The sequence below is a fragment of the Desulfotomaculum sp. genome, from assembly GCA_003513005.1.
In the GTDB taxonomy this organism is placed as follows: domain Bacteria; phylum Bacillota; class Desulfotomaculia; order Desulfotomaculales; family Nap2-2B; genus 46-80.
Genome location: DOTD01000036.1, coordinates 19,221 through 30,668, shown reverse-complemented (window position 1 = coordinate 30,668; position 11,448 = coordinate 19,221). Strand labels below are relative to the sequence as shown.

Here is an 11,448-nt window from a genome sequence, read left to right as displayed (position 1 = left end):
ATGCCGGATGATCAGGCTGCTTCACTGAGAATACTGGCTAAAGAAAAAAATCTTGGCAAACAAAAATTAGGCTTTCCGGAGTCTGGCGGAGGTCCTGTTGTTATTGCTGTTACAAGCGGCAAGGGTGGGGTCGGTAAAACGAGTGTAGTGGTTAACCTGGGTCTTCTTTTGGCAAAGCAGGGGGTCCGGACGGTACTTTTAGATGCGGACTTGGGCTTGGCTAATGTTGAAGTACTGGTCGGAATTGTTCCGCCCTATTCTATTTATGATGTACTATACGGCGATAAAACCTTTCAGGACATCTTGATCAATGGGCCTTTTGATTTAAAAATTATCTCCGGTGGTTCAGGTTTGCAGGAACTTGCCAATATAGAGCAGTCGCAGCGTGAAAGGTTAGTCAACGGTTTGGCTTTTTTTCAGGATAAAACAGAAGTTTTGTTAATTGATACAGGGGCAGGTATTTCACGTAACGTGCTGGGATTTGTTGCAGCTGCCGGGGAAGTAATTGTGGTTGTTACACCGGAACCTACATCATTAACTGACGCTTATAGTCTGATTAAGGTTCTGGCAAAATTCAAGGTACATGAAAAGGTATTTTTCATTGTAAATCAGGCCTCAAACGAACAGGAAGCTATTTTAACTGCGGAAAGGATTATCCTGGTTACAAACAAGTTTTTGAATAATGTGAAGTTGAAATATTTGGGTTTTATTTTGAAAGAGGATATTGTTGTTGAGTCTGTTAAAAACCAGAATCCCTTTGTCATAATGCATCCAAACAGCCAGGCAACAAAAAGTCTTACTCAGATAGCTGTGAAACTAAATAATTTGATTGGGAGAAAGGACTACTCTACAGACTTAAAAAACTCTATAGGCATGAAAACATTTATACAAAAGCTGCTTAAACTTTATAAATGATCACATTAAATAATGAAAAGGGAGTTAAAGTTGGCAAAGGAAACATTTAACGAGCAAGGTCAATTAAAAATCAATCTTCCGGTAAAAATCGCCAGAAGCAATGAGAAAATATTTTATTCTTCTACAGTTCAGGACATCGGAGATGATTTTCTCACAATTATGGCCCCTCTGCAGGATGGTTATCCCTTGATTCTTCGGCCGGGGGAAGCAGTGCTGGGGCGCTTTATTCAGGAAAGGAGAAGCTTCTTTTTCTATACTTTTGTTTTAGGTAAGCATAAAGAAAACGAAGTAATTTTTTTAGAACTTTCGATGCCTGAAGAAATAAAAGAAGATCAACAAAGAGCGACTATCCGTTTCCCAATTCTTATGGACGTAGAAAAATCAGCTATACCCTCCCTGCAGAAAGAAGAGGAACCAGTTTATGAAAAGACGAAAGCTCTTGATATAAGCGCGGGAGGGATGAAAATAACAAGCAGCCTTGAATATCCGGTAGGGACCGTTTTTTCTATCCGATTTTCCCTTGAATTTAACGAAAACGGTAATAATCAATCCGTGCACTTTACAACAAGGGCCCTTTTAGTATATTGCAAGGAAATGGAGAAACAAAAGCTTTATCACATTGGGATTGAGTTTATCGATTTAAAGGAGCCCCAAAGGGATAAAATATTTAAATTTATTTTTAACAGGATGTCTAAAAGAATGGTTTAGACAGGAGAGATATTATGGAAGCGGAAGAAAAGGAGTTATGGGAACAGTATCAAAGAAATCCCGATTACCAGACAAAAGAAAAACTAGTTACGATTTACCTGCCGCTTGTTAAATATTTAGCAGGCAGGATGGCTATTCATTTACCGGCAGGCATTGGGAAGGAAGACCTGGAGAGTTGCGGAGTTATGGGCTTGCTGGAAGCAATAAAAAAATTTGTTCCTGAGAGGGGAACTAATTTTACAAGTTTTGCCCAGCAACGGATTAAAGGGGCAATGATTGATGAGATACGCAGGCTTTCCTGGGTTCCCCGACGTTTATGGCAGCAGATTAATATGGTTGAACAAGCGAAAAAAGAAATCACGTTGGCTGGCAAAGAGGTTAATGAAAGTAATTTAGTGGAAAAAACCGGCCTTTCACAAGAAAACCTGAAAAAAATAAATGGATACTCCAAGCAGATGCAAGTTACCTCCCTGGATCAGGATAATTTTCTAGAGGGTAAAAATCTGCTCGACTTTACCAATTCCGAACCGCTTGATGTTGTTCTGCAGAATGAAAAACATCAAATTCTTGCACAAGCTATTTCTTCTTTAGAAAGCAGAGACAAGCTTATCTTAGCTTTGTACTATCAGGAGAGGCTAACATTAAAAGAAATAAGCCTTGTATTGAGCGTTACCGAATCAAGGGTTTGTCAACTGCATTCCCGGGCTATCTCTCGTTTACGCGATAAACTGGAGGATATGTCATATGTCTGATCTTATGGATATTATAAATTCTCTAATTGACTTTTTTCAGGCCCACGAGCTTTATATCTTCCTTTGTCTTGGGCTGATCGTTTTAATAACAGGAATAGTTTTAACAATTGTTCAAAGGAATATTGCAAGAGCCGAAAAAGATCAAAAGGAAACAAATAATCAGGCCAAGCTAAAAAATCTTCAGGATCTGCATCGTTTCGGAGATGAGAGGGAGATACCCGGTGAACTTTTAACGAAGGTCAATAAACTGATGGAACTTGGAGAGCTGATTATAAACACGTTAGCAAGGATCGAAAACAATCAGGCTAAAACCTTGGATAACTATCCTGAAGAAAGTCTTCTAACCTTGGATGAACGTATTTATCAGGCTTATAAAAAGGGTCAGGGCATTTCGGAACTGGCTGTTGAATTCGGGCGACCCAAGGGAGAAGTAGAATTAATTTTAAATTTATATAAAAGTAAAATAAGGAAGGATGGTTAAAGTGATCGAAGGAATATTCGTCAGTTCGGCCGCGCTTAATGTTCAGCAGGAGAGACTCGACCTTTTATCTCAAGATCTGGAAAATATTAATACTTGCGGTTATAAAAAGCGATCCTTGATTATTGAAAACAATTTCAAGGATTTAGTCAATAGTAATACTGAAAGCCTTTTGAAGAAAAATATAAAAGATATACCCGAAATTAACTACAGTGGCCTGGCTCCTTTTATCGCTCATGATTATACTGACTTTTCCCCTGCGGTCATGAAGGAAACAAAAGTACCGACCGACTTTGCATTAAATTCGGAAGGTTTCTTTGTTATCCAGACTTCAGACAATGAGCAATACACCAGGAACGGGACCTTTTCAATTGATGCCGATGGTTATCTTGTAAATATTTCCGGAAACAAGGTTTTAGGGGAAGATGGGCCGCTTAAGACAGGCGCCCAGAATTTTCTTCTGGCAAAAGACGGCGCCATTACTGTTAATGGACAGTCAGCAGGGAAAATTAGAGTTGTTACATTTGAAGAACCACAATTGCTTCTTTATGAGGGCAGCGGCTGTTTTAGCCAGCCATCTCAAGGGGCCGGCCTGAAGGATGAAGAAAATCCCCAGATCAGTCGGGGGTTTTTGGAACTGGCAAATGTTGACCTTCCCGATGATATGGTTAATATGATTGAAATCTCCAGGACATATGAAGCTAATCAACGTGTAATCCGCACCCAAGATGATTTATTGGGGAAGGCGATACAGATAGGCAACGCAAAGTAAAAACCTCGAAAAAACAACAAATTCGTAATTAACATGTCCCATTGAAGGGGGAATATTAATTGGACGATATTCAATTAGATGCTTTAAGGGAAACATGCAACATTGGCCTGGGCCATGTCAGTACAGCTCTGGCTACTATGACCGGCAAGAAAATAGATATGGCTGTTCCGAGAGCTTCCTTTTTACCTCTGGAAGATGCAGTATACATTGGGGGTGAACCGGAAAAAGAAGTATCCTGTATTAATTTGCCAATAACAGGGGATATTCCGGGTTTGGTTATTTTTATGTTTGACGCTCCAAGTACTTTCATGCTAATCGATATGATTACTGGTCTATCCGAGGGAACAACCGGAGAACTTGATGAGATGTCAAGATCTATAATCAGGGAAACAGGCAACATTCTGGCAGGCTCCTTTATTAGCGCAATAGGAAACCTGACCAGTCTAAAAATGTATGCTGAGGTACCTGAGCTTGCTTTTGACATGCTGGGAGCAACTTTATCCAGTGTGCTGATCGAGTATAACTATACGGATGACAAGCTTTTGCTAATCGAAACTATTATAGGTGAATTTGACAGGCAAATAAAGGGCTTTTTTTTCTTTATGACTTCTCCGGAAAATCTGGAAAAGCTCTTCAAAGCACTATTGTTTTAAAAAGCACTACTATTTTATTTAAAGGAGAGTACAAAAATATGAGGCGCATTTTAATTGTTGACGATGCTGCTTTTATGCGGATGATGATTAAAAACATTGTTGTAAAAAATAGTTACGAAGTTGTTGGTGAAGCCGAAAACGGCGCTGTTGCATATGAACTGTACAAGGAACTAAAACCGGATGTAGTGACTATGGATATAACAATGCCGGAAATGAACGGGATTGAAGGGATAAAAAAGATACGCGAGTTCGATCCCAAAGCAAAAATAATTATTTGCAGCGCAATGGGGCAGGAAGCAATGGTAATGGAAGCTATTCAAGCAGGCGCAAAAGATTTTATTGTCAAGCCTTTTCAACAGGAACGTATACTGCAGGCTCTGGAAAGGGTCCAGGCCCGCACATAGTTGGGGATGATTAAGTGAAAGAAAAAGAGATTCTTTCCCAGGCTGAAATTGATGCCCTGCTTACTGATATTTCAACTGGAAAAGCAGAGGTTCCCGATTTTAAGGAAGAAGAGAAAAAGCTTCATTATAAGTTTTATGATTTTCGGAGCCCGGATAAATTTTCAAAAGATCAACTTCGTACATTAAGTACTCTGCATGATAATTTTGCACGCTTGCTGTCGAGCTTTCTATCGGCTTACCTTCGCTTTAACTGTAACGTACGGGTTGCTTCAGTCGAGCAGTTTACCTTTGATGATTTTATCCGTTCCGTACCTACACCGACAATTTTAAATGTTTTTTCTGCAAAGCCTTGCAAGGGACTTGCTATTATGGAAACAAACCCTCAATTTCTATTTCCTGTTATAGACCTGATGTTTGGCGGCTCTGGTGAAATGCCGTCACAAGTCCGCGATCTTACTGAAATAGAGATGTCCGTTGTGCGTAAGCTGAATACACAGATCTTAGGCTACCTCAAACTGGCCTGGACGGATGCTTTTGATATTGTGCCGCAGCTTGAGGCAATAGAGGCCAACCCGCGGCTTTATCAGGTTATTTCCCAGGCAGAAATAGTTGCCGTTGTTACCTTTACTACTGTATTGGGTTCTACGCGGGGTCTGATTAATCTTTGCTTTCCGTACCTTTTGCTTGAGCCTGTGTTATCCAACTTGTCCAAGTATTATAGCTTTAACCAGTCTTTTGAAGCTATTGAAGAAGTAAAGAACATACGATACTGGCTTGAAAAGGCTGAGATTGATTTAAGCGTCGTTCTGGGCGATGCCGTTATAATGGTCAGAGATTTTCTTACCCTATCAGAAGGAGACGTGTTGTCCCTGGACAAGCAAGTTAGCCAGGAGTTGGACATGTATGTTGGAGACCAGTTGAAATTTAAAGTGCAGGCGGGTTATCTAAAGCGGAACCTGGCAATTCAGGTAAATGCCCTCAGTTAGGAAGGTGGATAATAATTGGCGAACAGTATCCTTAATCAGGATGAAATAGACGCTCTTTTGGGGGACCAAAACAGCCGGCAAAACGAGGATCCTTTGACGGAAGATTTAACGGAGCAGGAGAAAGACGCATTAGGCGAGATAGGCAATATCTCCCTCGGGGCAGCCGCGACGGCCCTGTCGCAATTGTTTAACCAAAAAGTAAACATAACCAGTCCGAGGATTACAATCTGTCGTGCCGAAGAACTGAGGAATTTTTTCGTCACGCCCTGCCTTGCCGTTGATATTGAATTTATCGAAGGATTATCCGGATTCAATGTCCTGGTTCTTAAACAGTCTGATGCTGTTATTATGACTGACCTGATGATGGGTGGAGAAGGTAAAAGAACCCTGTCAGAAGATGAACCGATGTCCGAGATGGAAATAAGCGCCGCTGCCGAAGCAATGAACCAAATGATTGGGACGGCTGCTACCTCGATGGCGGATCTATTCGGTTTTGCCGTTAACATTTCACCGCCCCGGACAGAATTTCTTGAAGAAAACTCTTTTTCTGAAGTACTCAACCGTAGCCAGGGGAAAATGGTGGTAATCTATTTTCGTTTAATAATTGGGAATATATTAGATACTAAATTTGTGCAGGTAATGGAAATAAATACGGCAAAAAAGCAAGCCTCAATATTATATAAAAAATATAACCAGGAAGACACCGAGGAAGACATCCATAATGAAGAATTATCTGAACAGGTAGAAGAGGATTTACAGGAAGGCCAGCAGGAAGAACTTTTTATTTTAGCAGAAGAAATGAAAAAATCAGTTCCTAACTCTACACAAGCCGGAATAAAAAAAAGAATGGATCTAATTCTGGATATTCCTTTAAAGGTTACAGTTGTTTTGGGAACTGCCAAACGTCCTATTAAGGATGTTCTGTCCATCACCCCTGGTTCAATTGTAGAACTGGCATCTTTAGTTGACGAACCGGTTGAAGTACTCGTTAATGAAACCCTGGTTGCTAAAGGGGAAGTGGTTGTTGTTGACGAGAACTTCGGTGTTCGTATTACCAATATAATCAGTCCGGAAGAAAGAATAAAATATTTAGCCAGATAAATTCCCACACAAAGCGGAGGTTGTAAATGTTTGATGGCTGCTTTAGAAATTCCTATAGGTATTGCCGAATATAAAGTAACCAGAGAGCCAAACCGTTTGATAACATTAGGACTCGGTTCCTGTGTCGGAGTCAGCCTATACGATCCTGTTACCCGTGCAGGAGGATTAATTCACATTATGCTTCCCGACAGTACATTATTTGAAAAGCAAACCTCAAAAACAGGCAAGTTTGCCGACACGGGAATTCCTTTGATGATCCGCGATATGCTCAGCTATGGTGTCAAAATAAATAATTTGGAAGCTAAAATGGTTGGCGGCGCACAGATGTTTGACGGTGTTGATCATTTCAAAATAGGGCAGCGCAATATTGAAAAAAGCGACCAAATTTTAAACCGCATCGGAATTAAAGTAATAGCCAGGGAAACCGGCGGCAATAAGGGAAGAACAATGATTCTGGATACGATTACAGGACAGGTCACTATCCGCCTTTTAGGTTGTCAGATAAAAATTATCTGATAACCTAAAATTCATTGATTAAAGATTAACACTATACGAGGGACAAAAGTCCGACATTTCATGCGTATTATTATTTTATGCAATGATATTTCTTTAGTATAACTCACGTAAACAACTTGGTCATAATACTTTTGCAAAGAATTAAGGCCCCGCCGGATAAAACCAGCGGGACCTATAATTTTAGGGTTTTATATTTGTACTACGCCTTACGGGGAGGACGCATCAACAGCAAGGCAATGACAAAACCAACCACAGCCAGAATCGTAACGTACGGGAAAAATACCGAAACGTAGCTGCCTGTGAGGTCACGCAGTTTGCCGGCAAGCAGGTTGCCGATGATGGCGCCGATACCGTAAGCTGTGAAGACTATTCCATAGTTTGGTCCGTAATACTTGGTGCCGAAATAAGCGCCGGTAGCAGCAGGCCCGATGGCCAGCCAGCCCCCGAGGCAGAGCCAGAGCAAGGAGAAACAGATTCCATATAATGATGAGGAACCAGACCCGGAGAATTTTCCAAGCAGAATAGCGGCGATAAAGATAATTATGAAGCTCAAAAGAGCCGCATTGCGGGCGCTTAATTTATCCACCAGGGCTCCGAAGATGGGCCGGCCGATGCCGTTGAAGATAGCGAATATAGATACGAACATTGCTGCTGTAGCAGCGTCAAGCATAAAGACTTCCTGGCCGACAGAGCTTGCGACACCGATAGCCATCAGACCGGCAAGAGTGCCGATGATGTAGCAAAGCCATACGCCATAAAAACTACTTGTGGACAGCATTTGGCCAGCCGTAAAGTCTGCTTTTGCGCCGGCTGCCGCCGCCGGTGGGTTCCAACCTGCGGGTTTCCAGCCGGCTGGCGGGAACTTCAAGGGAAGAGCGAGAACGGCGATGATAATTAAAAAGGCAATTCCCAATTGGGATAACGCTGCTAACGGACCAGATGAGGCAATTATTGCGCGGGCCAGAGGAGCGGTAATAAACGCTGAGAGACCGAATCCTAAAACAGTCAGACCTACGGCCAGACCCCGCTTGTCAGGGAACCACCTTCCCGCCACACCAATGGGGCAGTTGTAAGCAATTCCTACTCCAATTCCGCCTATAACGCCGTAATAGATGGCCAGCTGAGACATACTGGTGGCCTTGCCGCCCAGAATCCAGCCTATTCCTACGATAACGCCGCCCAGAATTGTAAAGATTTTTGGACCGAATTTGTCCAGTAATGGGCCAATGAGGGGCATAAGAACAGCAAAAAAGGCAAGGAATAGAATAAACGGCAACAGGCTTTCTGTAGCGCCTACGCTGAAAAGTTTCTCCAAAGGTTTCCTGAATACGCTCCAGGAGTAAACAGCACCCAGGCAAATATTAATAATTAGACCTAGAATTACGTAAATCCAACGGCCAGCTTCTGCTTTCATACCAAAAACTTTTACGTCGTCAGCCAATACTTGCGCCTCCTTGTTAATTTGTTTTCTTATAAATAATTAATAATAGGAGTCCGTTAAAGTTTTATTTAATAGGCTCCACCTCCCAGTTCTCATTTACCCACAAGCCGATTACTTGAACAGGATAATTCCACCCGGAAAGGGTTTTTAGAGCCAGCTTAAACTGCTCGTACTGGGTTTCTTTTGGAACCGGGTTTCCGGCGCAGTCATAGTGCGCAACTATCGCGATCAGCTTGGAGCCGTGAGCCTGGATAGATATATTTACCCTTTGTTTTATGGATTCTACCCCGGCCGTGTTTTCTGCAAGCATTTTCACCGGACCTGGTTCCGTAACCGTGTCGATGAAGTCAAGGCCATATTCTTTTCTTAAATAGTCGTTTACAGGCAGTTGTGTGCGGCCGTCCATACAGTTTATCGCAGTGCCGAAATTTCCCTTAGCCATTTCAACCTCCGTCATAATCTTATTCTTTGATGACAACTTTTATTAAAAGCGCTGGTTATTTTTCCTTAGAATGCAAAAAATTCAATATTTTTATCTTTGTTAAAATTCTATTTAGGAGGTCTGTACATGTCAAGAAATTTTTTGCAAAAAAAGAGGCCTCATTATCAATTGAAATGAGGCCCCTTTTTTATCTTAGTCTTAGACTCTATCCTTGACGAGACCTTCAACAACAGCCGGATCTGCAAGTGTTGAGGTATCGCCCAGGCTGCTTACGTCACCGGCGGCGATCTTCACAAGAATACGGCGCATAATTTTGCCGCTTCTTGTTTTGGGCAGGAAGTCAGCCCACTGGATTTTATCAGGTGTGGCAATCGGTCCGATTTCCTTACGGACGTGGGCGGTGAGTTCTTTCTTAAGCGCATCTGTCTTTTCTACGCCGACTTTTAAAGTTACGAAAGCGTAGATGCCCTGTCCTTTGAGGTCGTGGGGCATTCCAACCACGGCGGCCTCGGCTACTTTTTCGTGGGCCACGAGGGCGCTTTCCACTTCAGCAGTGCCGATACGGTGACCGGAAACGTTGATGACATCGTCAATACGTCCCATCAGCCAGTAATACCCGTCTTCGTCGCGGCGTGCGCCGTCACCGGTTGTGTACATGCCGGGGAACTGAATGAAATAGGTGTTCTTAAATCTTTCGGGATCTCCGAAAACGGTGCGCATCAGGCCGGGCCAAGGTCTTCTGATGCAGAGCCAGCCGCCCTCGTTTACGCCTACTTCTGTTCCGTCTTCCCTTACGATTACCGGGTCAACTCCGAAGAAAGGCAGCGAGGCTGCGCCGGGTTTAAGCGGAGTGGCGCCAGGGAATGGCTGGATCAGGAAGCCGCCTGTCTCTGTTTGCCACCATGTATCTATAATGGGGCACTTTTCTTTTCCGATGATAGTATGGTACCACATCCAGGCTTCGGGGTTGATTGGCTCGCCCACTGTACCCAGGATTTTAATTGAGGAAAGATCTCTCTTTAAGGCCCATTCGTCGCCCTCACGCATCAGAGCACGAAGTGCGGTAGGAGCGGTATAGAATTGATTGACCTTAAATTTCTCGCATATCTTCCAGAACCGGTCGGGATTCGGGAAAGTAGGAACTCCTTCGTACATTATGCTGGTAGTTCCAAGAGCCAGCGGACCGTAAACAATGTAGCTGTGTCCTGTTACCCAGCCGATATCGGCGGTGCACCACCAGGTGTCTTCTTCTTTTATATCAAAAACCCACTTCAGTGTCTGGTAAGTGTATAGGAGGTAACCGGCGCCGGTGTGCAGGACACCCTTGGGTTTGCCCGTGCTTCCGCTTGTATAAAGGATGAACAGGGGATCTTCCGCATCCAGTACTTCGGGTTCGCAAACAGAGGACAGATTATCGTCAGCCATCAGGTCGTTGAACCATACATCACGGCCTTCTTTCATGGCTACATCAAGGCCGATTCTCTTGACTACAATTGATTTTTCTACAGTTGGGCACTGTGCAAGAGCGTCATCGGCAGTGTTCTTGCTGTTGACGACTTTGCCGCTGCGGTAGTAACCGTCTACACAAACGAGTATTTTTGAACCGCAGTCCTGCACACGGTTTGTTAAAGCATCGGCGCTGAAACCGCCGAAAATTACTGAATGGATGGCCCCGATACGGGCGCAGGCAAGCATGGCAATGGGAAGTTCGGGAATCATGGGCAGGTAAATAGAAACCCGGTCACCTTTCACGACGCCCAGGTTCTTTAAAACATTGGCAAATTTGCATACATCGTAATGAAGCTGCTGGTATGTATAAACTTTACTTTCCCCTTCGGGCTCCCCTTCCCAAATAATCGCGGCCTTATTTTTACGCCAGGTTGTCAGGTGGCGGTCCAAGCAGTTGTAGGATACGTTTATTTTGCCTCCGGCAAACCACTCGTGCTTCGCATTGGCGAAGTCTTCCACCATAACCTTATCCCATTTTTTAAACCAATCAAGCTGTTCTGCCAGTTCACCCCAGAATGCATCCGGGTCCTCAATAGACTTTTTATGCATGGCCTTATATTCTTCCATACTCTTAATATAGGCCTTTTCAGTAACTTCTTTAGCAGGAGGAAAAACTCTTGTCTCTGCCATCATGGAGGTAATTGCTTTCGCTTCGGCCATTATCCTGGACTCCCTTCTCGAAATTTGGTTAAAGTTCTTAAAAGTATACCTTCTATCTTATAAAAACCGCCTTTTCAAATCACCCCCAAAAAATATTCAGCTAGCTTATTT

Annotated in this window: 12 protein-coding genes and 1 pseudogene; 10 read left to right on the top strand and 3 right to left on the bottom strand. The window is 43.1% G+C overall.

Annotated features, from left to right (window positions below; all coding sequences use genetic code 11):
• The 10 genes and pseudogenes from DEH07_04180 to DEH07_04135 all read left to right on the top strand — a co-directional run bounded on the left by DEH07_04180 (position 1) and on the right by DEH07_04135 (position 7,285).
• Positions 1-915 carry a MinD/ParA family protein gene (locus tag DEH07_04180; GenBank protein ID HBY03733.1) on the top strand — a complete coding sequence of 305 codons (915 nt, stop codon included), beginning with the start codon at positions 1-3 and terminating at the stop codon, positions 913-915.
• Positions 916-927: 12 nt separating this feature from the next.
• Positions 928-1,623 carry a hypothetical protein gene (locus tag DEH07_04175; protein HBY03732.1) on the top strand — a complete coding sequence of 232 codons (696 nt, stop codon included), beginning with the start codon at positions 928-930 and terminating at the stop codon, positions 1,621-1,623.
• Positions 1,624-1,637: 14 nt separating this feature from the next.
• Entirely contained in the window at positions 1,638-2,375 is a 738-nt protein-coding gene (locus DEH07_04170; GenBank protein ID HBY03731.1) for a FliA/WhiG family RNA polymerase sigma factor, read from the top strand.
• Positions 2,368-2,856 (top strand): hypothetical protein, encoded by a 489-nt coding sequence (locus DEH07_04165; GenBank protein HBY03730.1) that lies wholly within the window; start codon positions 2,368-2,370, stop codon positions 2,854-2,856. The genes DEH07_04170 and DEH07_04165 overlap by 8 nt, the downstream gene beginning before the upstream one ends.
• Positions 2,849-3,625 (top strand): hypothetical protein, encoded by a 777-nt coding sequence (locus DEH07_04160; protein HBY03729.1) that lies wholly within the window; start codon positions 2,849-2,851, stop codon positions 3,623-3,625. Before DEH07_04165 ends, DEH07_04160 begins: the two co-directional genes overlap by 8 nt.
• Positions 3,626-3,699: 74 nt before the next feature.
• Positions 3,700-4,278 (top strand): annotated as a pseudogene (locus DEH07_04155) (CheY-P-specific phosphatase CheC).
• Positions 4,279-4,316: 38 nt separating this feature from the next.
• Positions 4,317-4,682, top strand: coding sequence for a two-component system response regulator (locus DEH07_04150; GenBank protein HBY03728.1), 366 nt, complete (start codon positions 4,317-4,319; stop codon positions 4,680-4,682).
• 14 nt (positions 4,683-4,696) lie between these two features.
• Entirely contained in the window at positions 4,697-5,668 is a 972-nt protein-coding gene (locus tag DEH07_04145) for a flagellar motor switch protein FliM (GenBank protein ID HBY03727.1), read from the top strand.
• Between the two features lie 15 nt (positions 5,669-5,683).
• Positions 5,684-6,769 (top strand): flagellar motor switch phosphatase FliY, encoded by a 1,086-nt coding sequence (locus DEH07_04140; protein HBY03726.1) that lies wholly within the window; start codon positions 5,684-5,686, stop codon positions 6,767-6,769.
• Positions 6,770-6,802: 33 nt separating this feature from the next.
• Entirely contained in the window at positions 6,803-7,285 is a 483-nt protein-coding gene (locus DEH07_04135; protein HBY03725.1) for a chemotaxis protein CheD, read from the top strand.
• Between the two features lie 199 nt (positions 7,286-7,484).
• Here the strand turns inward: DEH07_04135 and DEH07_04130 are convergent, their stop codons facing one another.
• The 3 genes from DEH07_04130 to acs form a co-directional block, all read right to left on the bottom strand.
• The gene (locus tag DEH07_04130; protein ID HBY03724.1) at positions 7,485-8,699 is read right to left on the bottom strand and encodes an MFS transporter; all 1,215 of its coding nucleotides are present in this window, start codon (positions 8,697-8,699) and stop codon (positions 7,485-7,487) included.
• 91 nt (positions 8,700-8,790) lie between these two features.
• Positions 8,791-9,168: a hypothetical protein gene (locus DEH07_04125; protein HBY03723.1), complete on the bottom strand. Its 378-nt coding sequence runs from the start codon at positions 9,166-9,168 to the stop codon at positions 8,791-8,793.
• A 198-nt stretch (positions 9,169-9,366) separates the two neighbouring features.
• Entirely contained in the window at positions 9,367-11,337 is a 1,971-nt protein-coding gene (acs, locus tag DEH07_04120; protein HBY03722.1) for an acetate--CoA ligase, read from the bottom strand.
• Between the last annotated feature and the right edge of the window lie 111 nt (positions 11,338-11,448).